The 22,184-nt window shown below is 69.3% G+C and carries 22 protein-coding genes and 1 tRNA gene; 4 read left to right on the top strand and 19 right to left on the bottom strand.

Annotated features, from left to right (window positions below; translation table 11 throughout):
- From dapB to ACZ6Z4_RS25135, 6 genes are all read right to left on the bottom strand, one after another.
- On the bottom strand, positions 1-747 hold the full coding sequence (dapB, locus tag ACZ6Z4_RS25160) for a 4-hydroxy-tetrahydrodipicolinate reductase (RefSeq protein ID WP_363665073.1): 747 nt from the start codon (positions 745-747) through the stop codon (positions 1-3).
- A gap of 118 nt (positions 748-865) precedes the next feature.
- Positions 866-1,279, bottom strand: a complete 414-nt coding sequence (gene panD / locus ACZ6Z4_RS25155; RefSeq protein WP_363665074.1) for an aspartate 1-decarboxylase — start codon at positions 1,277-1,279, stop codon at positions 866-868.
- A gap of 49 nt (positions 1,280-1,328) precedes the next feature.
- Positions 1,329-1,577 carry an MbtH family protein gene (locus tag ACZ6Z4_RS25150; protein WP_465569070.1) on the bottom strand — a complete coding sequence of 83 codons (249 nt, stop codon included), beginning with the start codon at positions 1,575-1,577 and terminating at the stop codon, positions 1,329-1,331.
- 62 nt (positions 1,578-1,639) lie between these two features.
- Positions 1,640-2,989 carry a lysine N(6)-hydroxylase/L-ornithine N(5)-oxygenase family protein gene (locus tag ACZ6Z4_RS25145; RefSeq protein WP_465569068.1) on the bottom strand — a complete coding sequence of 450 codons (1,350 nt, stop codon included), beginning with the start codon at positions 2,987-2,989 and terminating at the stop codon, positions 1,640-1,642.
- Positions 2,990-3,110: 121 nt separating this feature from the next.
- Positions 3,111-4,559 carry an FAD-dependent tricarballylate dehydrogenase TcuA gene (gene tcuA, locus ACZ6Z4_RS25140; protein ID WP_465569066.1) on the bottom strand — a complete coding sequence of 483 codons (1,449 nt, stop codon included), beginning with the start codon at positions 4,557-4,559 and terminating at the stop codon, positions 3,111-3,113.
- 229 nt (positions 4,560-4,788) lie between these two features.
- Positions 4,789-4,862 (bottom strand) — tRNA-Met (locus ACZ6Z4_RS25135).
- A gap of 102 nt (positions 4,863-4,964) precedes the next feature.
- Between ACZ6Z4_RS25135 and ACZ6Z4_RS25130 the strand changes: the two genes are divergently transcribed.
- Both ACZ6Z4_RS25130 and ACZ6Z4_RS25125 read left to right on the top strand, forming a co-directional pair.
- Positions 4,965-6,044, top strand: coding sequence for a GNAT family N-acetyltransferase (locus ACZ6Z4_RS25130; protein ID WP_465569063.1), 1,080 nt, complete (start codon positions 4,965-4,967; stop codon positions 6,042-6,044).
- 107 nt (positions 6,045-6,151) lie between these two features.
- Positions 6,152-7,216 carry a hypothetical protein gene (locus ACZ6Z4_RS25125; RefSeq protein WP_465569060.1) on the top strand — a complete coding sequence of 355 codons (1,065 nt, stop codon included), beginning with the start codon at positions 6,152-6,154 and terminating at the stop codon, positions 7,214-7,216.
- A gap of 66 nt (positions 7,217-7,282) precedes the next feature.
- Here the strand turns inward: ACZ6Z4_RS25125 and ACZ6Z4_RS25120 are convergent, their stop codons facing one another.
- The 7 genes from ACZ6Z4_RS25120 to ACZ6Z4_RS25090 form a co-directional block, all read right to left on the bottom strand.
- Positions 7,283-7,414 carry a hypothetical protein gene (locus ACZ6Z4_RS25120; RefSeq protein WP_465569058.1) on the bottom strand — a complete coding sequence of 44 codons (132 nt, stop codon included), beginning with the start codon at positions 7,412-7,414 and terminating at the stop codon, positions 7,283-7,285.
- A gap of 103 nt (positions 7,415-7,517) precedes the next feature.
- Complete coding sequence (locus ACZ6Z4_RS25115) at positions 7,518-7,976, bottom strand: hypothetical protein (protein WP_465569056.1); 459 nt, start codon at positions 7,974-7,976, stop codon at positions 7,518-7,520.
- A 103-nt stretch (positions 7,977-8,079) separates the two neighbouring features.
- On the bottom strand, positions 8,080-11,046 hold the full coding sequence (locus tag ACZ6Z4_RS25110) for a UPF0182 family membrane protein (protein WP_465569054.1): 2,967 nt from the start codon (positions 11,044-11,046) through the stop codon (positions 8,080-8,082).
- Positions 11,047-11,048: 2 nt separating this feature from the next.
- On the bottom strand, positions 11,049-11,615 hold the full coding sequence (locus tag ACZ6Z4_RS25105; protein WP_363665083.1) for a PPA1309 family protein: 567 nt from the start codon (positions 11,613-11,615) through the stop codon (positions 11,049-11,051).
- Entirely contained in the window at positions 11,603-12,640 is a 1,038-nt protein-coding gene (locus ACZ6Z4_RS25100) for a YlbL family protein (RefSeq protein ID WP_465569052.1), read from the bottom strand. Before ACZ6Z4_RS25100 ends, ACZ6Z4_RS25105 begins: the two co-directional genes overlap by 13 nt.
- Positions 12,637-12,876: a hypothetical protein gene (locus tag ACZ6Z4_RS25095; RefSeq protein ID WP_363665085.1), complete on the bottom strand. Its 240-nt coding sequence runs from the start codon at positions 12,874-12,876 to the stop codon at positions 12,637-12,639. The genes ACZ6Z4_RS25100 and ACZ6Z4_RS25095 overlap by 4 nt, the downstream gene beginning before the upstream one ends.
- A gap of 37 nt (positions 12,877-12,913) precedes the next feature.
- Entirely contained in the window at positions 12,914-13,339 is a 426-nt protein-coding gene (locus tag ACZ6Z4_RS25090; RefSeq protein ID WP_465569050.1) for a molybdenum cofactor biosynthesis protein MoaE, read from the bottom strand.
- A 145-nt stretch (positions 13,340-13,484) separates the two neighbouring features.
- Here ACZ6Z4_RS25090 and ACZ6Z4_RS25085 point away from each other — a divergent pair, with 145 nt between their 5' ends.
- Together ACZ6Z4_RS25085 and ACZ6Z4_RS25080 are read left to right on the top strand one after the other, a co-directional pair.
- Positions 13,485-14,777 carry a zinc-dependent metalloprotease gene (locus ACZ6Z4_RS25085; RefSeq protein ID WP_465569048.1) on the top strand — a complete coding sequence of 431 codons (1,293 nt, stop codon included), beginning with the start codon at positions 13,485-13,487 and terminating at the stop codon, positions 14,775-14,777.
- Positions 14,774-15,322, top strand: a complete 549-nt coding sequence (locus ACZ6Z4_RS25080) for an NUDIX hydrolase (RefSeq protein ID WP_465569046.1) — start codon at positions 14,774-14,776, stop codon at positions 15,320-15,322. Before ACZ6Z4_RS25085 ends, ACZ6Z4_RS25080 begins: the two co-directional genes overlap by 4 nt.
- Before the next feature lie 183 nt (positions 15,323-15,505).
- Here ACZ6Z4_RS25080 and ACZ6Z4_RS25075 read toward each other — a convergent pair whose 3' ends face one another.
- The 6 genes from ACZ6Z4_RS25075 to ACZ6Z4_RS25050 all read right to left on the bottom strand — a co-directional run bounded on the left by ACZ6Z4_RS25075 (position 15,506) and on the right by ACZ6Z4_RS25050 (position 22,139).
- A complete protein-coding gene (locus tag ACZ6Z4_RS25075; protein ID WP_465569044.1) occupies positions 15,506-16,108 on the bottom strand; it encodes a DUF2064 domain-containing protein in 603 nt (200 codons plus the stop codon).
- A gap of 9 nt (positions 16,109-16,117) precedes the next feature.
- Positions 16,118-17,776, bottom strand: a complete 1,659-nt coding sequence (locus tag ACZ6Z4_RS25070) for a helix-turn-helix domain-containing protein (protein ID WP_465569042.1) — start codon at positions 17,774-17,776, stop codon at positions 16,118-16,120.
- Positions 17,777-17,783: 7 nt separating this feature from the next.
- Positions 17,784-19,088 carry an MFS transporter gene (locus tag ACZ6Z4_RS25065; protein WP_363665091.1) on the bottom strand — a complete coding sequence of 435 codons (1,305 nt, stop codon included), beginning with the start codon at positions 19,086-19,088 and terminating at the stop codon, positions 17,784-17,786.
- 10 nt (positions 19,089-19,098) lie between these two features.
- Complete coding sequence (locus ACZ6Z4_RS25060) at positions 19,099-19,836, bottom strand: SDR family NAD(P)-dependent oxidoreductase (protein ID WP_465569039.1); 738 nt, start codon at positions 19,834-19,836, stop codon at positions 19,099-19,101.
- Between the two features lie 75 nt (positions 19,837-19,911).
- Positions 19,912-21,756: a rhamnogalacturonan lyase gene (locus ACZ6Z4_RS25055; RefSeq protein WP_465569271.1), complete on the bottom strand. Its 1,845-nt coding sequence runs from the start codon at positions 21,754-21,756 to the stop codon at positions 19,912-19,914.
- Positions 21,690-22,139 (bottom strand): rhamnogalacturonan endolyase family protein, encoded by a 450-nt coding sequence (locus tag ACZ6Z4_RS25050; RefSeq protein WP_465569038.1) that lies wholly within the window; start codon positions 22,137-22,139, stop codon positions 21,690-21,692. Before ACZ6Z4_RS25050 ends, ACZ6Z4_RS25055 begins: the two co-directional genes overlap by 67 nt.
- Positions 22,140-22,184 lie beyond the last annotated feature (45 nt).

Below are 22,184 nucleotides of genomic sequence, written 5' to 3'. Positions count from 1 at the left end.
TCAGCCCAGCTTCAGGACGGCGTCGAGACCGACCGTCACCCCGGACAGCTCCGGGACGGCGCGGAGCGAGGTGAGCACGCCGGGCATCAGGGACTCGCGCGTCACCGAGTCGTAGCGCAGCCGCAGGATCTCGCCGTCGACCCCGAGCAGCACCTCCTGCGACGACATGAACCCACGGACCCGGACCGAGTGGACCGAGACGCCCTCGATCCGGCCGCCACGCACGCCGTACGGGTCGAGGTAGGTGGCGTCGGGCGACTGGGCACACCCTGCTTCGGTGCGCGCGCGACCGACCAGCTCGGCGGTGTGCAGTGCCGTTCCCGACGGGGCGTCCACCTTGCCGGGGTGGTGCATCTCGATGATCTCGACGGACTCGAAGTACGGCGCGGCCTGGGTCGCGAACTTGGTCATCAGCACCGCGCTGACCGAGAAGTTCGGGACCACGAAGACGTTGACCTCGTCGTGGTCGACCAGCGCGGCGCGGATCCGCTCCACCGCCGCCTCGTCGAAGCCGGACGTCCCCACCACCACGTGCTTGCCGTGCTTGATGCACCACTGGACGTGCTCGTGGGCGACGTCCGGCGGCGAGTAGACCAGGACGACGTCCGCGTTGTTGTCGACGATGTCCTGCACGTCGTCGTCGATGTCGATCTCGGCGACCACGGTCAAATCGGAGCTGGCCTCAATGGCGCGGACCGACGCGACGCCCATGCGTCCGCGGGCCCCCAACACAGCAACTCGAATCATTTGGATAGCCTAACCTAAGTTGACCGCACGGCTCCAGTGTGCAAAGTCTCACCGGGTGAGACCCGCACCGGGTGCGGAGATGGATGCCGGCGGGCGATCACCGGCGCGCGGCGCGGGCTCAGCCCAGCCGCGCGGACAGCTGATCCTCGGCGCCGGGGACCGGCTCGGCCAGGTCGTTGCCCAGGGCAATGATGCGGTTGGCGCCGTCGACGTGCACGACCTTCGGCTGGTACCCGATCAGCTCGGACTCCTCGGCCTGCACGAACGACATGATGATCACCAGGTCGCCGGGGTGGACCAGATGGGCGGCCGCGCCGTTGATGCAGATGTCACCGCCGCCGGCCGGGCCGTTGATGATGTAGGTCTCCAGGCGGGCGCCGTTGGTGATGTCGACGACCTGCACCTTCTCGCCCTCGATCAGGCCGGCGGCCCGGGCGAGGTCGACATCGAGCGTTAGCGAACCCACGTAGTGCAGGTCGGCCTGGGTGACGGTGGCGCGGTGAATTTTTCCGCCCAGGACTTCGCGAAGCATGTCCGGCTCCTCCAAGAGTTGGTCGTACAGGGGTTGGGGTGGTGCGGGATCAGGTGACGGTGCTGGTCTGCGCCTCGGACCGGGCGATGTGGTCGCGCAGCGACTTCGGGCGGATGTCGGTCCAGTGCTCGTCGATCCAGTCGAGCACCTCCTGACGCGGCTTGCCGCCGGGTTCGCCGTACGCGATGCTCCAGCCGGTCGGGACCGGCTTGAACGTCGGCCAGAGCGAGTGCTGCTCCTCGGCGTTGATCAGCGCGTAGAAGAGACCGTTGTCGTCGTCGAACGGGTTCTGGGCCATTTCTGCTCCTCGTCCTGCTGGCGGGGTCGGCCGAGCGGGGTTGGTCCTAGCGGGGGTCGGTCCTAGCGGGGGTCGGTGTGGACCGCGGCCGGCAGTCGCTGTGGGCCGGTGGAGTGCTCGGGCTGCTCGTCGGTGATCGCGCGCAGGATGTCGGCGGCGCGGACCGCGACGTTCGACAGCAGCGACGACGTCAACCCGTGGCTGTGCTGAACCCCGCCATTGAGGAAGATCCGCTCGGGAACACTCGGCAGCCGCAGCCGGTAGTCGCGCTCGACGACCGGGAGCTCGCCCTCGAACGACGACGACGCGTCGATGCCCGGCCCGAGCATGCCGCGGGTGTCCGCGGCCCGGAACCCGGTGGCGAAGACGGCGGCGTCGACCTCGAGCGTGGTGCTGCCCCGGTCCCCCAGGTCACGGATCGTCGCGGTGACGCCGTCGGGGCCCTCGGTCAGCTGCTCGACCTCGGTGACGCGGTGCACGACCAGGCGGCGTACGCCGCGAGTGCTCTCGTCGTACTCGCGTCGGTAGAGATCCTTGATCAGGTCGGCGTCGACGGCGGAGTAGTTGGTCTGACCGTGGTAGTCGAGCAGCCGCCGCTTGAGCTCGGGCGGTGCGGTGAAGAACTCGTCGACGGCTTCCGGATCGAAGATGCGGTTGGCGTACGGGGTGTCGTCGGACGGGGAGTAGCCGAAGCGACGGAAGGAGGCGTGCACCTCCGCGTCCGGGTACGAGTCGTGCAGGTAGGCGGCGACCTCTGCGGCGCTCTGCCCGGAGCCGACGACCAGAAAGCGGCCGTGCGGGCGTGAAGGTAGCTCGGCGAGGCGGTTCAGGAGTTGGTGGTTGTGGAACACGCGGGGGCCGGGCACGATCCCCGCCGGCAGGACCGGACTGATGCCGGAGCCGAGGACGACATGACGGGCCGCGATCTTCGTCACCGCAGCGCCGTTGGCGACCGACTCGAGCGAGACCTCGAAGGTCTCGCCGTTCCAGTCAATGCTCGTCGCCCTCGTCCCATACGAGACCGGGATGCCGATCCGGTTCGCGGCCCAGCTCAGGTACCCGTGGAACTCACGCCGGGTCGGGAAGAACGTCTTGAGGTTGATGAAGTCGGTCAGCCGGCCCTGCTCCTGCAGGTAGTTCAGGAACGTGAACGGGCTCGTCGGCGTCCGCAGCGAGACCAGGTCCTTGAGGAAGCTGATCTGCATCGTCGAGCCCGGCAGCATCATCCCGTCGTGCCACCCGAACCGCGGCCGGGCGTCGACGAACCGCGCGGTCAGCGGCCGGCCGTCCCGGCGCTGGTCGTTGAGCTCCTCGATCGCGATCGCCAGGCTCAGGTTCGACGGCCCGAAACCGATCCCGAGAACGTCAACCGCACCCGAACGGTGGTCCCCGCCCTCGACCAACTCATCCATCGTCATCCGGTAATCGGCCCCTCTTGGCACGAGACATGAACGGCGCAACGACCGGCCGTCCCTCATCGAGGGGAGACCTTAGCACCAGGAACTTAGGTAAGGCTAACTTTAGTTTCGCGGCTCAGGCGAGTGTGCCCGCGCGTCGCCCGATCACCGATCCGGCGATCAGGCCGGCGCCCGTCGGGTAGTTCCCGCTGAACAGCCCACCGAGCGTTTCGCCGCACGCGAAGAGCCCGCGAATCGGCTCCCCCGCCCGATCGAGCACCCGCCCGTCGACGTCACCGCGCAGACCCCCGAAGGTGAAGCTGATCCCGCACGTCACCGGGTACGCGTAGTACGGCGCCTTGTCGATCGCCGCCGCCCAGTTGCTCTTCACCGGCTGCACCGCCGCGAGGCGGCCGTCCTTGACCGCCGGGTCGAGCGGACGCGTGGTGTCGATCGAGGAGTTGAACTCCTTCACCGTCCGCACGAACCCGTCGACGTCGATCTCCAGCGCCGCGGCGAGCCCTTCGACACTGTCGGCGACCACCGGGACGATCCCCGGCATCTCGTACTCGTACGCCGCCAGCCTCGCGCGCGCGTTCGCGTCGAACACCTGGAACGCGACCGACCCCGGTTGCTCTAGGATCACCTTGCCGTACTTCGCATACGTGTAGTTGCGGAAGTCGGCGCCCTCGTCGAGGAACCGTTCACCCCGGCGATTGACCACGATCCCGAGCGGATAGCCGTACCGGCTCAGCCTGTTGGTCAGCGCACGATTGCTCTCGTTCTCGGGAAACGACGCATCCCACGGAACGCTATGACAGGTCGCCCAGTCACCACCCCGATCGGCACCGATCTCCAGCGCCGCTTGGATCAGATCCCCGGTGTTGTACGGCGTACCGCGCACCTTCGCGTGCTGCCAGCCGTCACCCAGATAGCGCTGACGCCACTCGGCGTTCGCCTCGAAACCACCACTGGCGATCACCACGGATTCCGCTCGAAGCTCCTCGTCGCCGACCCGAACGCCGACGACCGCACCGCCGTCGACGATCAGCCCGGTGACCGCGCAGCCGTAGCGCACCTCGACCCCGAGCCGCGCCGCGACTTCCTCGTGAACCGCCATCAACCCGGGCCCGCCGCCGACGTTGCGCACGTGCGACCCACCCCAGAACTCGAAGGTCCCATCGGGTTGCTCGTGCGCCTGCCGCTCGTACATCAACTCGAACCGCAGCCCCAACCCGTGCAGCCAGCGGACAGCGTCTCGCGACCCTTCGACGACGACCTCGGCAAGCTCCTTGTCACCGCGCCCCTCGGTGACTCGCTCCAGGTCGGCCAGGAACTCGGCCTCCGTGTACGGCGGGACTTCGGTCCGCGCGTGCCGCTGATCAGGCTCGAGAACCTCGAGCAGATCACCGAGCCCGTCGTGCACCATGCGGGTCGAACCGAGGGTGTAGTAGCTGTTCCCGCCGGCGCCACTCTTCGGCGCCTTCTCCAGCAGCAGCACCCGCCGCCCCCGCTCGGCTGCCGCGTGAGCCGCGCAGTAGCCGGCGTTCCCTCCGCCCACCACGATCACCTGAGGATCGCCCACGTCCGCCTCCCACGCTTCAGTCTGCGGGGATGAGCTTAGCCTTACCTAAGTTGATTGGTCATGTGGTGTGGCCCACTGATTGGACAGCACTGAATCCGGGAAGCTGCGGTGGCGGCGTCGACCGTGCGGCGCCTTTAGTTGCTCCAGGCCCCTATATCCGAGTGGCATTCGAAGGAGAATAAAAAAAAATCCTCTGACTGGACATGTCCAGTCAGAGGATTTCTCAGAGTAGCGGGGGCAGGATTTGAACCTGCGACCTCTGGGTTATGAGCCCAGCGAGCTACCGAGCTGCTCCACCCCGCGCCGTTGTGTCTTCAGTTTAGGGGATGGGTGGCGGTAGAACCAAATCGGCGTCGGCGGGAAAACGGGTGTGGGGTGGGCAGGGTCGGGAGTACGGTGCCGGACATGAGTGCTGTGGGGGTTCGGGAGTTCGGGGCCGGGGATCTGAGCGGGGCTGCGCGGGTGCTGGCGGAGCGGCATCGGCGGCATCGGAGCAGGCATCCGCTGTTGCGCGGGGACTTCGAGGATGCACGGGTCGCGCTGGGGGCGGTGACGGAGGCGTGGGAGCTGGAAGGGGCCTCGGGCGCTGTTGCCGTCAGCGATGGCGAGGTCGTCGGTTACTTGCTGGGGGCACCTAAGGGAGCGGTGTGGGGGCCGAACGTCTGGGTGGAATCGGCCGGCGTGGCTGCCACCGACGCGGAGGTCGTGCGGGATCTGTACGCCGTCGCGGCCGCACGATGGGTCGAGGAAGGACGGACGGCGCAGTACGTGCTGGTGCCGGACGACGCCGGGTTGGTGGATGCCTTCTTCCGGTTGGGTTTCGGGGCTCAGCATGCGCACGCGATTCGCGCACCGTTCGACGAGAAGGCAACAACACAGGCCGCGGGCAAGGCTGCAGGCCAGGCCGAGACACAGGCCGCAGGCCAGCCCACAACGCACACCGCCGCGCAGCCCGCTGGCCAGGCCACAACCCAGCCGGTCCCGCAGGCCGCGAAGCAAGCCGCGGCTGTGCGGCGGGCGGAGCGGCGCGACATACAGGTGCTGGCTGAGCTGGATCTGGTGCTGCCGCGACACCAGGGAGCGTCGCCGGTGTTCTCGGCGGGTGAGATTCCTTCGCTGGAGGAGGCAGTCGCGGACTGGGAGGAGTCGGTCGACGATCCGGAGTACGCGACGTTTGTTGCCGAGGTCAACGGTCGGGTGATCGGGTCGGCGATCGGGTGCTCATTGGAGAAGTCGAGCGCACACCAAGGGCTGGCGCGGCCGGACAACGCCGGGTTTCTCGGGTTCGCGGCGGTGTTCCCGGAGGAGCGCGGGCACGGCGCCGGTCGCGCACTGGGTGAGGCGGTGCTGAAGTGGTGCGCGGACAGCGGCTACGACTCGGTGGTGACGGACTGGCGGGTGACCAACCTCCTCTCCTCGCGGACCTGGCCGCGGCTGGGTTTCGTTCCGACCTTCCAGCGGCTGCACCGGCTGATCGGGTACTAGTTCAAACAAACGCTCTGCGTAGTTGCGGAACTACAGCGAGCTATTGCGGTCGCTCACCGCGCATGCTTGCATCGGCTGGGTAATCGGTTCTCAGAGGGGGGATCGCGATGCTCAGACTGTCCTTGCCTGCGCGGATCGTGGGCTGTTTGTTGATGCTGGCAACGTTCTTGGTGGTGGTCAGGCCTGCCGAGGCCGCCGTCCCGGACCGGAAGGCGTGGGTGCTGTGGAACCAGACCAGTGGAACGGTCACGGGGTACGGGACCTGGCCGGCGCCGACGACCGTGACGGTAGTTGGGGTCGGTCGGTACCAGGTGAAGTTCCCCGGCCAGGGTGCGCCGAACGGGGTCGTGCACGTGACGGCCGTGAACAACGCGCCGCACTGGTGCCAGGCGGAGAACTGGTTCCAGTCCGGCGCTGACGAGATCGTCAACATCCGCTGCTACCGGGTCGGTGGTGCGCTCGACCCGAGCAGCTTCAGCGCGTTCTTCGTGCGCGCTTCGGGTGGGCCGGCGCCAGGCCCGTACGGGTACGTCGATTCGGCGGCCTCCGGTGCGTTGGTGAGTCAGTACAACTCGGTCGGTGCGCCGAACTCGTCGACGCCGGGCGGGGTCGGGCAGTGGTTGGTGCGGTTCCCCGGGCTGGTGACCGGTGGACCGCTGGACGGCAGCCTGCAGGCGACGGCGGTCAACGCCGCCACCGGGGCCCGGTGCAAGGTCGGCAGCTGGTCGTCGAACGCGGGCGGACAGGACGTCAAGGTGCTCTGCTTCAACGCCGGTGGAGCACCGCTGAACACCCGCTTCACGCTGACCTACCAGCACAAGGTGTCCCTGTACGGCGCGGCCGTACCGCCGAAGTACTACGGCTACTTCCTGTTCCAGCCCGGCGTCGGCCCGGCCACCACCAACCTCAACTCGGTGCTGGGCCTCGGCGCGAACACCGTGATGGGCGCCGGACCAGGCTTGTTCCTGGTGACGTTCCCCCGGATCGCGTTCCCCCAGAACACCGTCCAGGTGACGGCGTACGGCGCAAACCCGAACTTCTGCGGCCTCAACACCGGCTGGACGAACAGCACGTCGGGCCCCGACCTGTTCGTCCGCGACGTCAACTGCTTCACCAACGCGGGAGCCCCGGTGACCGCAGGCTTCACAGTCAGCGCCAACTCGATCCTCTGAAGTGCACCCTGGGTTCTCCCACCCTGCGGTCGGGAGAACCCAGGGAAGGGAAGGAAGGCGGAGTACTCAGAGCCGAGCGGGCTGCGCGGGCTTGGCCAGCGCAACCAGGCGCTCGGCGTCGACGGTGTCACCGATGTCGGTGACGAAGGCCAGGCGGACCGCCTCGGCGGTCTCGCCCGGGCTAGCCGGCTCGGTCACTCCGACGATTCGGCGGACTCGGCCGGCTCCGCGCACTCGGCGAGCGCAGCGCACTCGGCGGGCCGGGCGAACTCGCCCGCTCAGTCGGCCGGGCTGGCTTAGCTCAGGTTGGTTCGGGGTGGAAGCCTGCCGCGGTGGTCAGTAGCTCTTCCTGGGGAAAGCGTGAGCGGTTGATGGTGATCTCGGCGGCCAGGCCTGGTTCTACGAACCAGAAGGCCTGGCCGTCGGTGACGTAGCCGCCGTAGGAGCCGAGCTCTTGGGGGGTGAGGTCCCAGGTTGCTGGGTCTTTTTCGTGGTACTCGGTGAGGAAGGTGCGGAGGGACTCGAGGTCGGCGATGCGGTCGCCGCGGAGGGTTTTGAGGGTGAGGTCGACTGTGGTCGCGTCGCCGGTGGTGGTTTCCCAGACTCGGCTGTGGAAGGTGACGTCCTCCCACTCGTACTCGAAGTCGGACGACGCTCCGACGTTGGCTGGGACGTGGGTGATGGTGAAGCCGTCCAAGGTGCACACCTCCGGGTGGGGGAAGAGTCCGGCGAACAGGGCGATCAGTACGAGAGGGATCATGCAAGGAAGATGCCGTCGAAGTACCCAGGCGCGGCGGACGAAAAAGCGGCTGTGGACAAAGTGAAACGGCGGCCTCCCCGAAGGGAAGCCGCCGTTCACGGGCTCAGCCGGTTGGTGACGTCGGTGGACTCGTCGGTGTCGGGTTCGGCGTCGGTGTCGGTGTGGGCGTCGAGCTCGGCAGTTGCGCGCCGGCCGCGATCGCTCGCGCCACCGCCGCCTGGGCCTTCTTGACGTTGGTCTGGTACCCGCTCAGATCACCGCGTCGCAACGCCGCCTCGGCGTCGGCGAACGACTTGTCCGCGTCGGCCAGCGCCTGCTTGATGGTCTGGTTCGCCGGTGGCTGCTGCGGCGGGTTCGGGTCCTGCGGTGTCGGGTCGTCGGGCGTTTCCACCGAGGTGTTGAACACCTTGGTCAGCGCCTCCGACAGCGTCGAACCGAACGCGACCCGGTCACCGAAGGAGACCAGCACGTACCGCAGTACCGGATAACTACCGGGGCCGGACGTCCGCACCGAGTAGACCGGCTGCACGTAGAGCAGACCGCCACCCAGCGGCAGCGTCAGCAGGTTTCCGAACTGGGCTCTCGCGCCGCTGCTCGGCTGGTTGATCGGCAGCAGCGCCGTTCTGATCCCGTCGTCGGTCTGGAACTTGTTGTAGACCTGGCCAGGACCGGGGATCTGCAGGTTGCCCGGTAGTCGCAGGATCCTGAACTGCCCGTAGTCCGGTGACGACGCCTCCGCGTCGACGGCCATGAACGCGGTCAGGTTCTCCCGTTCGGCGTTCGGCACGTAGACCGAGGTGAGCGAGAACTTCGGCGAGTCCTGACCGGGCATCCGCAGCGACAGGTAGAACGGCGGCTGGTTCTGCACCGGGGAGTCCGCCGTACCGGTACCGGTCGGGTCGGCCGGGACGCGCCACAGGTCGCTGTTCTGGTACCAGGTGCCGGCGTCGGTGACGTGGTACTTGGCCAGCAGGTCGCGCTGCACCTTGAAGATGTCCTCGGGGTAGCGCAGGTGCGACATCAGCGCCGGCGAGATCTCCGAGCGCGGCTTGACCGTGTCCGGGAAGGCCTTCATCCAGGTCTTCAGCACCGGGTCCTTCTCGTCCCAGGCGTACAGCTCGACCGAACCGTCGTAGGCGTTCACGACGGCCTTGACCGAGTTCCGGATGTAGTTGATCTCCTCGCTCGGCTGCGACGCGATCGCGCCCCGGCCGGTGGTGGTGTCCCGGGTGCTGTCGTCGAGCGCGACCTTCTGCGAGTACGGGTAGTTCGCCGAGGTGGTGTAGCCGTCGACGATCCAGACCACCTGGCCGTCCACGACGGCCGGGTACGGGTCGCCGTCCGGGGTCAGCCACGGCGCGGCCTTCTCGACCCGCTCGCGCGGGTTGCGGTCGTAGAGGATCTTCGACTCGGAGTTGACCCGGCTGGACAGCAGCAGGTTCGCGTCCCGGAACTTGGTGGCGTAGAGCAACCGGTTGAAGAACGACCCGATCTGGACGCCGCCCTTGCCCTCGTAGGTGTTCAGCGTCGGGTCGCCGCCGCTCTTGCCCTCGGGGGTGTCGAGCTCGACCGACGGGGCGCCCTTGGGCGCGCCGACCACGGAGTAGTCCGGCGACTGCTCGCCGAAGTAGATCCGCGGCTCGTACTCGCCGAAGTCACCGGTCGGCGGCAGGTCCTTGGAGGAGAACACCGGCGTACCGTCGGCGGCGCGCTGGTTGCCGTTCGCGGCGACGACGCCGTAGCCGTGGGTGTAGACGGTGTGGTCGTTGTTCCAGTTCCGCTGGCCGGCCGGGAGCCGGTCGACCTGGACCTCGCGGACCGCGATCACCGTGTCGCGGACCTCGTTGCCGATCTTGTACCGGTCGACGTCGAGGTCGGTCGGGAACGAGTAGAAGCCACGGACCTGCTGCAGCTGCTCGAAGGTCGGGCCGACCACGCTCGGGTCGATCAGCCGGATGCCGGGGAGCACGTCGGCGTCGGCCTTGAGCTCGGAATCGCTGGCGTCGGTCTTGGCCGCGTAGTTGTCGACCTTGGTGCCTTCCAGCCCGTACGCCTGCCGGGTGGCCTCGATGTTCTTCGTGATGTACGCCGCCTCGCGGACCGGCTCGCTCGGGCGGACCCGGAGCTGCTGCAGCGCCGCCGGCCAGAGCGCACCGAGCAGCACGGCCGAGAGGATCAGCACGACGGTGCCGACCCCCGGGAGCAGCCAGGTACGCCGTACGACGTTGGCGAAGAACAACCCGGCGCACAGCAGCGCTATGACCGCCAGGATCTCCTTGCTGGGCAGGACCGCGTTGTCACCGGTGTAGGAGATACCGGTGAACAGGCGGCTGTCCGAGGTGGTCAGCCCGTACCGGTCGAGCCAGTAGCTGAACGCCTTGAGCAGGACGAGCAGACCGAGCAGCACCGAGAACTGGACCTGCGCCGCGCCGGAGGCCTTCTGGCCCTTGGCGGACGGGCGGAAACCGCCGTACAGGTAGTGGGTGATGATCGCGGCGACCAGCGACAGCAGGACGATCGAGTACCCGAAGCCGAGCAGGACGCGCAGCCACGGGTAGTCGAAGACGAAGAACGCGATGTCCTTGTTGAAGTGCTTGTCGGTGACGCCGAACGGCGTCCGGTTGCGCCAGGCCAGGAAGACCTTCCACTCCCCCGACGCCGCGGAGCCGCCGAAGACCAGCATCAGCGTGCCGAGCACGCCGACCGCGATCTTGCCGCGCGACTGCAGCAGCTCGCCGTACCGCTCGAAGCCCGGGCTGGGTGATGGCGCGAGCGCCACCCGCGGCCTGGTCCGGTACGCGACCACCACGTTGGCCACGACGGCCACCGCCATCAGCAGACCGACCACCACGAACAGCAGCACGCGCGTGCCGAGCACCGTCCCGAAGACCGAGCCGAGGTCGACCGAGCGGTACCAGAGGCGCTGCGTCCAGACGTCGGTGAAGACGCTGAAAAGAATGAGCAGGACGATCAGCGTCGCGATGGTGGGCAGCAAGGCCTTGGGGCGTTGCCCCGGAGTTCGCCGCGACCGACGCGGCTCCTCCGGCATGTCGTAGACATTGTCACTCATGCTTACTGCTCCTCGCCGCTGGAAGGCTCGAATGTCAGAGACAGTACTTGGCAGAGGGTAGGAACCAAGTCGCTGCCGGTCAGCACCGCACTGTCCTCGTCGTGAGTGCGCAGCCGGACGGCGCCGAACTGCTGTCCGTCCCGCAGTACGGCGGCCACCATCCGCACCTCGTGCCGGCGCGGGTCACTGGCCGCCATCCGGGCCAGCTCGGCGTCGGACTCGGCGTCCGGCAGGCCTGACTCGACCGAAGCCGGCAGGACGACGCGCTCGATCGCCAGCGCGCAGCCGGAGACGCCCTCGGGCCACTCGATCTGACCGAGCACCTCGGCCAGGTCACCGTCCTCGACGCCACCGGGCAGCTCGCCCTGGGCCACCGGCGTCAGCGGCTGGGCCGCGTCGTCGGCACCGAGCTCGGCCGCCAGCTGCGGCTCCGCGGCCAGCAGCTCCTTGGTCGGCACCAGCGCGAACAGCTGCGCGGGCTGGTCCCAGCCCGCGCTGCTGACGTGCTTCTCGATCTCCACCACCGCGCGGCTCAGGGCGTCGGCGGGCAGGTTGTCTATCGCGTGCATGCGGGGACGTCTCCAGTTCCGGCGGCCAAAGCCTTGAGGGCGCCGATCGCGTCGTTCAGGGTGCTGATCTTGACCAGCTGGATGCCGTCCACACCGGCGTGCAGCGCGGCCTCGCAGTTCGGGGCGGGGACCAAGAAGACGGTGGCGCCGTCGTTCTTGGCGCCGGCGATCTTCTGCTGGATGCCGCCGATCGCGCCGACCTGGCCGAGCGCGTCGATGGTGCCGGTGCCGGCCACGTGCTTGCCACCGAGCAGCGGGCCCGGCGTGAGCTTGTCGTAGATGGCCAGGGCAAACGCCGTACCGGCGCTCGGGCCGCCGATGTCCTGGCCGAGATTCACACTGACCTTGACCGGGGAGTCGACGCCGATCGTGATGCCGACCATCGGGCGGGTCGCGTCACCGGGCGTCGCCGCGGCCTTGATCACCACGGTCTGCTCGGCGCCACCGCGCCGGATCAGGAAGGTGACGTTCTCGCCGACCTTGCTCTTGCGGACCAGCTCGCCGACCTGCGGGACCTGGGTGGCGGCGACGCCGCCGACCTTCAGCACCACGTCACCGGGCTTGAGCTTGCCGTCGGCCGGGCTGTCCTTCGACACCGACGCGACCTTCGGGTGGAACGGCACCTTGGCCGCCTGCAGAGCGGCGGCGACCGCGCTGTCCTGCGAGCCGGTCATCTCGGCGGTGTTCTGCTCCTCCACCTGGTCCGCACTCTGCTCGGGCGGGTAGATGATGTCGCGCGGGAACAGGTCGTGGTGCGGGTCGAGCCAGTTGCGCATCGCCTGCGGCAGCGTCAGGTCACGGTCGGGCGAGGTGACCGAGACCGTGGTCAGGTCGAGCTGGCCGGTGGTCGGGAACGTCTCGTGGCCGGTGATGTCGATCACGGCCTTGCCGTTCGCCGTACCGAGGGTGTCCTTGACCGGGCCCGGGCTGAACGAGACGAACGGCACCGGGAAGACGGTGACCAGTCCGAGCGAGAAGACGAGCACGATGATTGCGGTGACCAGCGTGGCGGTACGACGTGTCACGAACCCTGCCCTTGCGGTTTGAACTTGTGGACCAGGCCGCGCAGCCCCGAGCGCGGTGCGGGAGTGGCCCGGGGGCCGGGCGCGGCGAGGGCGTCGGTGAAGCGGCGGAAGTCCTCGACCGAGGCGAAGGCACCACCGGTACGGCGGGGGCCGCGGGTCCGGCCGCGCCAGGCCGCCCAGCCCATCGCCAGGACGGTCGCGGCCAGCGGGAACGCCAGCCAGGCCAGGACCCTCATCCGGTCACCTTCGCAGTCATACGGCCCAGCGTACGGGTCAGCAGGCGCCGACCCACTCGCTCGCACCATCGGTGAAGTGCTGGTGTTTCCAAATCGGGACCTCCGCCTTGAGGTCGTCGATCAGCCGGCGGCAGGCCGCGAAGGCGACGTCACGGTGTGCGGCGGCCACGGCGACGATCACGGCGGCGTCGCCGATCACCAGCGGGCCGGTCCGGTGCACGGCGGCCAGCGCGGTGACGGCGGGGTCCTCGCAGATCCGCTCGGCGACCTTGCGCAGGTGCTGCAGCGCCTCGGGGTGCGCCTCGTAGGTGAGCTGGTCGACCGGGCGGGCGTCGTCGTGGTTGCGGACCGTGCCGATGAAGAACGCCGTACCGCCGGCGGCCGGGTCCGCGACCGCGGCCAGGACCTCGTCGCTCGACAGCGCGGTGTCGCGGATGTCCAGCAGCCTGATCGCGTCGCTCATGACCTTCCTCGTCTCCGGAGTTCGTACACAGTATCCCAAAGCCACTTCCCCGGCGTACGGTGAAACCGTTCGCCCCTGGAGGAACGGTAGCCCGCCACCGGTACGTTGGAGTTGTACGCCCCGTCTGCAGAGGAAGGCCACCGAGATGAGCGACGAACCGGACAACCCGTTCAAGGGAACTCCGTTCGAGGCCATGTTCCAGCAGTTCTCCGGCGCGGCCGGGCCGGGCGGCACGCCTGATCTGAACGCGATCTTCGCCCAGGTCCAGCAGCTGCTGAGCGGCCAGACCGACGGCAAGCCGGTGAACTGGGACCTGGCCAAGGACATCGCCCGCAAGACCGTCGCCGCGAACGGCGACCGCTCGGTCACCGCGACCGACAACGACCGCGTCGCCGACGCGGTCCGGCTGGCCGAGCACTGGCTCGACCAGGCCACCTCGTTGCCCGAGGCCTCCACCACGTCCGCGGCCTGGAGCCGTGCGGAGTGGGTGGAGAACACGTTGCCCACCTGGCAGACCGTCGTCGACCCGGTCGCCGAGCACGTCGCCGGCGCGATGGGGTCGGCGCTGCCGGCCGAGGCCCAGCAGCTGGCCGGCCCGATGGCGGGCATGCTCCGCCAGCTCGGCGGCTCCGTCTTCGGTGCGCAGGTCGGCCAGGCGCTGGGTGAGCTGGCCGGTGAGGTCGTCAGCTCGTCCGACATCGGTCTGCCGCTCGGCCCGGCCGGTCAGGCGATCCTGCTGCCGGACAACGTGGCCAAGTTCTCCGAAGGCCTCGGTGTGACCGACGAGGACGTCCGGCTCTACCTGGCGCTGCGCGAGTGCGCGCACCAGCGGCTGTTCGCCGGTGCGCCGTGGCTGCGGCAGCACCTGTTCTCCCACGTCGCCGACTACGCGGCCGGGATCCAGGTCGACACCGGCAAGATCGAGTCCGCGATGACCGAGGTCGACATGCAGAACCCGGAGGCCCTGCAGGCCGCGCTGGCCGGTGGCATGTTCGAGCCGGAGGACTCCGAGCAGCAGAAGGCGGCGCTGGTCCGGCTGGAGACGGCGCTCGCGCTGGTCGAGGGGTGGGTCGACGACGTCGTACGGGAAGCCACCAAGGACCGGATGCCCGCGGCTGTGCAGCTGGCCGAGACCGTACGCCGCCGCCGCGCGGCCGGTGGCCCGGCGGAGCAGACGTTCGCGACGCTGGTCGGTCTGCAGCTGCGGCCGCGCCGGCTGCGGGACGCGGCGAACCTGTGGGCCGCCGTACGGGATGCGCGCGGGGCGGAGGGGCGCGACGCGCTCTGGTCGCACCCGGACCTGCTGCCGACGACGGCGGACCTGGACGACCCGATCGGGTTCGCCCAGCAGACCACCAGCGGCGAGCTGTCCGACTCGGACATCTCCGCCTTCCTGGACGAGGCCGCCAAGGACGACGAGGGCCCGAAGGACCAGTGACGCTGCACGAGGACGCCACTGCCGTACTGACCAGCTGGACTCCCCCGGACGCGGAACAGGCCGCGCTCCGGGAGCACTACCTGCGCTATCTCGCTGAGCACGAGGACGGGATGTGGCGGAGCAGCCGGCCGGAGCACCTCACCGCGTCGGCGCTGGTCGTCGACGCCGGGCAGGAGCGGGTGCTGCTGACGCTGCATCGGCTGGTCGGGCGGTGGTTGCAGCTGGGTGGGCACTGCGAGGCTGGTGACACCACACTGACCGGGGCGGCGCTGCGGGAGTCGACCGAGGAGTCGGGACTGACCGATTTGAAGGTCGGTGCGGAGCCGGTGCAGTTGTCGCGGCATCTGATCGAAGCCGGTGGCTGCAAGGGCGCGTACCACCTGGATGTGCAGTTCTTGGTGACAGCCACCGCCGGGACCGAGTACGTCGTGAGCGAGGAGTCGCACGACCTCGCGTGGTTCAGCTGGGCCGACCTCCCGGCCGACCTGGACCACAGCGTGTCGGAGCTGATCAGACGGGCGGGGTGTGCGGGCCGGTCCCTGTGATCCGGCCCGCACACGTCTGTCCGGGGTTCGTCGCTCCCCCCTTCGCCGGGACCCGCCGGTTTCACCGCCCCTGAACGGCACCGACGGGCTGCCCCGGTTGCGGCGAACAGCCCTGGTGGACACCCCCATGTCCCCGCTGTCTGATCAAACGACGCACCGGGCGGAAGGTGACGCCTCAGCTAGTTACTTTCCGCGGAGAAGTGCGCGGGTGGCGTCCCAGCCCTCCAGGCCGGGGTCGAGCCGGGCCAGGTCGGCGGCCGAACGCAGCCGGTGCCAGCCCGGTCCGAGGGCGACGGCGTGCCGCCGCGGCTTGACGTGTTCGAGGGTCCCGAGCGCGGTGTCGAAGCTCGGGTCGACAGCGGCGACCCAGGGGGCGACCGGCTGCTTCACACCGATCGCACAGAGCGAGCCGTCCTCGGCAGGGGTGACGGCAACGTCCGCCGACGACAGCGCACGGAACAGCTTGCCGATCAGCAGACCAGGCAGATCCGGTACGTCGTGGCTGACGGCCACGACCGCTACCGCCGGGCCGGCCTTCTCCACCGCGTCCAGCACCGACAGCGCCGAGTAGACCGGCGTACCGGGCCAGGTGAGCGCAGCGATCTCGGCCAGCGCAGCGTCGTCCGCACCGATGACGGCGACAGCGACGTCGACCAGGTCGAGCGCGGCCAGCACCTCGTAGGTGTCCTCGGCCAGCGCCAGGCGCAACGCCTCCGGCTCCCGCCCCGGCGGAGCCCAGGTGCCGGCTGCGGGCACCACGAGCACCACCACACGTCGGTCGACCACCGGCTGAGCTTAACCGTGCAGCGTGCGGAGCAACCGCAGTGCCACCTGTACGTCGAGCGCCCGCTCCGGGTCCTGCCACCCGTCGCCGAGCAGCGCGGTGATCCGGTCCAGCCGCTGCTGGACGGTGTTCGGGTGGATGTGCAGCGCAGTCGCCGCGCGCGTCGGGCTCTGCCCGGCGGCGAAGTACGCCTCCAGCGTGCCGACCAGATCGGTGCCGCGCTGCGTGTCATACGCCGTGACCGGCCCGAGCACATGACCCACGTGCGCCTTCACGTCCACCTCAGCGGCGCCGACCAGCCCGGCCACGCCCAGGTCGTCCGGTGTCGCAGCCTGGCCGACCTTGCCGAGGCGAACCATCGTCAGCGCCAGCCGAGTCGCCTGCTGGTAGGCATCGACGAGTGACTGGCCCCAGCGGGCCGGGCCGGTGACGGCGATCGTCAGACCGCAGCGGCTCGCCACATCGTTCAGCGCCCGAGCAGCATCGACCACATCGGGCAGTGCGAGCAGCAGCACCAGGTCACCGGCGTACGGGCCGGCCAGGACGAGGCGGAGTGCCGCAGGCAGCCGAGCCAGTACGCCGGTGTGGTCGCCGCGGCAGACAGCGACGACCAGCTGCGTCGGCAGCCGACGCGCTGGGTCGAGCAGCCGGAGCCGGTCGGCCAGCGCTCGTGGGTCGGCGGTACCACTGACCGCATCGGCCAGCAGGTCGGCCTGGGCTCGCTGCGACTGCTCAGCGGCCTGGCGACGGAACAGCAGCACCAGTGCGGTGACCACAGCCGCCCGCTCGACGATGCGCTGGTCGGCGGCGGACAGGTCGTCCACTCCCCCGACCACCAAGGCGCCGAGCCGCTCGCCCTTGGCAGCCGCAGCGACGACCCAGCAGTCGCCAGTACGCACCAGGCGACCACTCACCGACGCCACCGCCGCGGTAGCAAGCTCCAGCGAGACAGCACCGGCAGCGGCGAGCTCGTTGCCCTGCGCATCGAACAGCACGACCCACACGTCCAGCAGCTCGGCCAGCGCGGCAGCGATCGCGTCGACGTCCCCGCCGGACAGCACGATGTCGGCGAACCGGTCGTGCGCTGCTGCTGCGTGCTCGACTCCGGCGTGAGCCTCCGACACCTGTTCCAGCGCGGCCGCGGTCTCGGCGGCCGCCCGGACCTGAACGATCGTGACCGCGGCCAGTGCGGCCAGCGAGCCGAGCAGCGACACCTCGTCGCGACTGAAGGGCCGAGCGGTTCGGTTGGACGCGAACAGTACGCCGACGAACGCGCCGTCCACGATCAGCGGCGTACCGAGGATGGCGATCAGCCCCTCCTCGCCCACCGCCGAGTCGATCTCGCCGGTGTGCCGGAAGCGGTGGTCGCCCGGGTAGTCCGCGGTCCAGTACGGCTTGTGGGTCTCGGCGACCAGTCCGCCCAGTCCGGCGCCCAGCGGGAGGCGGACCTGCTGGAAGGCCGCCGAGATCGACCCGTCGGTGGCTCGCATGTAGGTGTCGCCCTGCGCCGCGTCGTACAGGGTCAGGTAGGCGACGTCGGTGCCGATCAGCGTGCGGGCCCGGTGCACGATCGTGTCCAGGACCCGGCCGGGGTCGCGGGCGGACGCCAGCTCGAGAGCGATGTCCACCAGAGCGGTGAGCTCGGCTTCCCGCTTCCGGCCGGCGTCCATGCTGCTCCTAAACGTGGGCGAGGTCCCGCTTGCTGGTCTCGCCGTAGCTGAGCACCGCGGCGAGCGAGATCACCGAACACACTGCCACGTAGATCGCGATCGCGTAGCCCGAGTCGTACGCCTTGAGCAGCGCGACCGCGATGAACGGCGCCAGGCCGCCGGCGATGATCGAGGCCAGCTGGTAGCCGACCGAGACCCCGGAGTACCGGACCCTGGTCCCGAACAGCTCGGTGAAGAACGACGCCTGCGGCCCGTACATCGCGCCGTGCAGGACCAGCCCGACGGTCACCGCCAGCGTCGCCAGCGCGAAGTTCTTGGTGTCGACGAAGGCGATGAAGACGAACGCCCAGATCCCGACGCCGGCCGCACCGAACAGGTAGACCGGCTTGCGGCCGACCCGGTCCGACAGCGCACCCCACAGCGGGATCGCGCAGAAGTGGATCGCGGCCGCGATCAGCACCGCGTTCAGCGCGAACGACTTGCCGAGCCCGAGGTGGTCCTTGGCGTAGGTCGCGATCACGATCGTGAAGATGTAGTAGCTGACGTTCTCGGCCATCCGGGCGCCCATCGCGGTCAGGATCTCGCGCGGGTACTTGGTGATCACCTCGACGAACGGGATCCGCTCGCTCGGCTGCTGCTTGGCCCGGGCCTGCTTGAACAGCGGCGACTCCTCGATCTTCAGCCGCACCCACAACCCGACCAGGACCAGTACGGCGGACAGCAGGAACGGGATCCGCCAGCCCCACGAGTTGAAGGCGGCGTCGCTCTGGAAGGCCGCGAGCCCCGCCAGTACGCCGTTCGCGATCAGCTGGCCGGCGGGCGCGCCGGCCTGCGGCCAGGACGCCCAGAACCCGCGCCGCGCCGGGTCGCCGTGCTCGGAGACGATCAGCACCGCGCCGCCCCACTCGCCGCCGAGCGCGAAGCCCTGGATCAGCCGCAGCACCGTCAGCAGGATCGGCGCCAGCGCCCCGACCTGCGCGTACGTCGGCAGCAGGCCGATCGCGAACGTGGCCAGGCCCATCATCAGCAGCGACAGCACCAGCAGGTTCTTGCGACCGATCCGGTCGCCGAAGTGGCCGAACACCACGCCACCGATCGGCCGGGCGAAGAACCCGACCGCGAAGGTCGCGAAGCTGAGCAGCGTGCCGGTGAGCTGCTCGCCCTTGGGGAAGAACAGGTCGCCGAAGACGACGGACGCGGCGACGCCGTACAGGAAGAAGTCGTACCACTCGACGGTGGTGCCGACCAGGCTGGCGCCGACCACCCGGGCGATCGGGGTCCGGGAGCGGACCGGTTCAGTTGAAGTCGACATGCTTGGCTCCTTAGTGGGCGGTCCAGCCGCCGTCGAGGACGAACGAGCTCCCCGTGAGTGAGGCCGACGCGGGACCGCACAGCAGTGCGACCACCTCGGCGACCTCGGCCGGCTCGATCAGCCGCTTCACCGCGACCGGTTCGAGCAGGATCTTGTCCAGCACCTCCGCCTCGCTCAGGCCGTGCACAGCGGCCTGGTCGGCGAGCTGGGCAGTGACCAGCGGCGTCCTCACGTACGCCGGGTTCACGCAGTTGCTGGTGACGCCGTGCGCGGCGCCCTCCAGCGCGACCACCTTGCTGAGGCCCTCCAGCCCGTGCTTGGCCGCGACGTACGCCGCCTTGAACGGGCTGGCGCGCAGGCCGTGCACCGAGCTGATGTTGACGACCCGGCCCCAGCCGGCGCCGTACATGTGCGGCAGCGACTGCCGGATCAGCCGGAACGGCGACTCCAGCATCAGCCGCAGGATGTAGCCGAACCGCTCCGGCGGGAACTGCTCGACCGGAGCGACCAGCTGGACACCGACGTTGTTCACCAGCACGTCCACGTCGGTGGGGAGGTCCGGAAGCCGATCGAGGTCGGACAGGTCGGCTTGTACGGCGTCGATGCCGTCGCCGGCCACCGCCTGCAGCCCGTCGGCGTCGTAGTCGACCGCTACCACCCTCATGCCCTCAGCGGCGAGCCGGTGAGCGCAGGCCGCGCCGATCCCGGAGGCGGCGCCGGTGACTAGAGCGCGACGTGGTGTGGTCATGCGAGGACTGTAGGAAGCCCTTTAGCGTGCAGCCATGGGCTGGCGGCACACACCTGCGCCGCCAGCCATGTGGTGTCAGCGGATGAGCGGCACCTTCGCCCAGTCGATGTCGGAGCCCAGGTAGAAGCCTGTGTAGGAGGGCTGGTTGTACGTCGTCTGCTGCCGCGCCACCTCGACCCGGTACTGCGGGTCGTGCATCAGCGTGTACAGCTTCCGGTCGGTGCGCTCGGTGCTCAGGTAGATCCGGATGGCGCTGCTGTCCGCCGTACGGACCAGGAGCTCCTCGCGCCAGTCGCCGAAGATGTCGGCGACCAGCGACGGGTTGCCCTTGGTCCCGTTGTTGCTGAGGGTCCCGGTGGCGGTAAGCAGGGTGCCGCGACGCCAGTCCTCGATGGCCGGCGTTGTGCCGTTGACGATCTGCGTGGTCATGTCAGCCGCCCAGCGGATGCTCTGGTTGGTGCCGGGCATCGCCGTGCCCAGCGCGTCGCCGTCTGCTGTCCGGAGCCGCATCGCCCACGTCTCCAGCCCCGGCTCCTCCGGCACGATGTCGCCGACCATCCCGCGACCGGTGTCGCGGCCGGAGTACTCGCCGTACAGCACCTCGCCGGTCCTGGCGTCCCGCAAGGCGTACCCGTACGGCGCTGAGGTGGCGCCCTCGTGCACCGTGAAGATCTCCTTGCCGGGCCGCTGCGGGTGGATGTCGGTCACGTGCATCGCGTCACCGTGACCCAGGCGGGCCAGCGCACCAGGGTCGGCGCTGCCCGGCGGCAGCACGTCCTCCGAGCTGTAGAGCACGCTGCCGTCGTCGTCGAGGGTGGCCGAGCCGTAGACGATCTCCTGCTTGCCGTCGTCGTCCACGTCCGAGGCGCTGAGCGAGTGGAACCCCTGCGTGGTGATCGACCCGTACGTCGGGTCGGTGCCGTCGCGGCCGTGCGGGCTGTCGTTGAACGGGTTGGTCATCGGCGTCCAGCCGCTGTCGATCGCCCAGCCCTTGGTGACCCGGTGGCCGTTCCAGCCGTACGTGGCGAGCGTCGTACGGGTGTAGTAGCCGCGGGCGAAGACCGCTGACGGGTGCTTGCCGTCCAGGTAGGCGACGCCGGCCAGGAAGCGGTCGACGCGGTTGCCGGGCTCGATCCGGGCCATCGCGTAGTCGCCCCAGCGGAGCCCGTCGTCGGTGCGGCCGGGCTCGTAGCGGATGGTCTGGAGCTCCTTGCCGTCGGAGCCGCGGAAGACACTCAGGTACTCCGGTCCGCTGAGGATGAAGCCCTCGAAAGCCCTCAGCTGGTTGCGGGCACTGCGCGCCGGGGCATAGACGTCCATGAAGTAGTCGACCAGCGCTGAAGCGTCCGGACGCGACAGCGGATAGCTGTACTTGTCCGGGATGCCGAAAGCCGCCTCAAGCGTGGCCGGCCACTGGCCGCTCCTCACCTCCGGCTGCTGCTTCCACTGGAGGAACAGGTCGACCAGGTGGTCGTAGTAGTCGGCCTTGCTGACCCGGTAGTCGTCCTGGTTGCTGTAGCCGGCCCGGCGATCTGCTGCGGGCATGGTGATGTAGCGCTGGGACTTGACCCGGCCGGAGCGGTCGTACGTCGTCAGCTTCGTCCCGGGCGCGGTCTTGAGCATCGTCTCCGAGCGACCGTCGCCGTCGAAGTCGTAGACCAGGAACTGGGTGTAGTGGGCACCGGCCCGGATGTTCACACCCAGGTCCAGCCGGTGCAGCAGCGTGCCGTCGGTCTCGTAGGTGTCGACGTAGACGTTGCCGGTGTAGCCGACCTGGGAGACGTCCTTGGCGTTGGAGGGGTTCCAGACCACGACGTACTCGTACTGGCCGTCGCCGTCGACGTCACCGACGCTCATGTCGTTGGCGGCGTACGTGTAGGTCTCGCCGGCCGGGGTGACGCCGTCGGCGGGCTTGCGCAGCGGCAGCTCGGTGTAGCCACCGGTCCAGGGCGTGACGGTGTCGCTGCGGTCGCGTTCGCGGCCTTTGACGACGGAAGTGACTCGACCCGGGAAGTCGGGGTACCGGAGGGGTCGACGTAGTTGGTGCTGTCGGTGACCAGCGCGATCCGGCGGCCGTCGCGGTAGACGGCGAAGTCGGTGCCGGTCAGGCCGTGGTCGGAGTGGCCGGTCGCCTCGGGACCGAGCAGGCGCCAGCTGAGGAAGACACCCTCGCTGGTGGTGGCGGCGACCAGGCCGCGGTCGAGGCGTTCCAGCTGGGGGCCGGAGTGAGATTCAGCACTGGCCTGGGTCGCAGGAACGAGCAGCGCGAGCGAGGTGAGCAGGACGGCGAGTTTCGAAAGCATGCGCGGATCCCTCGGGCGGAGTGGTGGCGGCAAACGCTTTCCTCC

The sequence above is a fragment of the Kribbella sp. NPDC104740 genome (assembly GCF_055583505.1).
Note: the sequence above shows the minus strand (reverse complement) of the source record. Positions and strands in the feature narration are given on the sequence as shown.

Coding starts and splice junctions, on each gene's coding strand:
- dapB (WP_363665073.1), bottom strand. CDS start 747: ATGATTCGAGTTGCTGTGTTGGGGGCCCGCGGACGCATGGGCGTCGCG.
- panD (WP_363665074.1), bottom strand. CDS start 1,279: ATGCTTCGCGAAGTCCTGGGCGGAAAAATTCACCGCGCCACCGTCACC.
- ACZ6Z4_RS25150 (WP_465569070.1), bottom strand. CDS start 1,577: ATGGCCCAGAACCCGTTCGACGACGACAACGGTCTCTTCTACGCGCTG.
- ACZ6Z4_RS25145 (WP_465569068.1), bottom strand. CDS start 2,989: ATGGATGAGTTGGTCGAGGGCGGGGACCACCGTTCGGGTGCGGTTGAC.
- ACZ6Z4_RS25130 (WP_465569063.1), top strand. CDS start 4,965: ATGAGTGCTGTGGGGGTTCGGGAGTTCGGGGCCGGGGATCTGAGCGGG.
- ACZ6Z4_RS25125 (WP_465569060.1), top strand. CDS start 6,152: ATGCTCAGACTGTCCTTGCCTGCGCGGATCGTGGGCTGTTTGTTGATG.
- ACZ6Z4_RS25115 (WP_465569056.1), bottom strand. CDS start 7,976: ATGATCCCTCTCGTACTGATCGCCCTGTTCGCCGGACTCTTCCCCCAC.
- ACZ6Z4_RS25110 (WP_465569054.1), bottom strand. CDS start 11,046: ATGAGTGACAATGTCTACGACATGCCGGAGGAGCCGCGTCGGTCGCGG.
- ACZ6Z4_RS25105 (WP_363665083.1), bottom strand. CDS start 11,615: ATGCACGCGATAGACAACCTGCCCGCCGACGCCCTGAGCCGCGCGGTG.
- ACZ6Z4_RS25095 (WP_363665085.1), bottom strand. CDS start 12,876: ATGAGGGTCCTGGCCTGGCTGGCGTTCCCGCTGGCCGCGACCGTCCTG.
- ACZ6Z4_RS25090 (WP_465569050.1), bottom strand. CDS start 13,339: ATGAGCGACGCGATCAGGCTGCTGGACATCCGCGACACCGCGCTGTCG.
- ACZ6Z4_RS25085 (WP_465569048.1), top strand. CDS start 13,485: ATGAGCGACGAACCGGACAACCCGTTCAAGGGAACTCCGTTCGAGGCC.
- ACZ6Z4_RS25070 (WP_465569042.1), bottom strand. CDS start 17,776: ATGGACGCCGGCCGGAAGCGGGAAGCCGAGCTCACCGCTCTGGTGGAC.
- ACZ6Z4_RS25065 (WP_363665091.1), bottom strand. CDS start 19,088: ATGTCGACTTCAACTGAACCGGTCCGCTCCCGGACCCCGATCGCCCGG.
- ACZ6Z4_RS25060 (WP_465569039.1), bottom strand. CDS start 19,836: ATGACCACACCACGTCGCGCTCTAGTCACCGGCGCCGCCTCCGGGATC.
- ACZ6Z4_RS25050 (WP_465569038.1), bottom strand. CDS start 22,139: ATGCTTTCGAAACTCGCCGTCCTGCTCACCTCGCTCGCGCTGCTCGTT.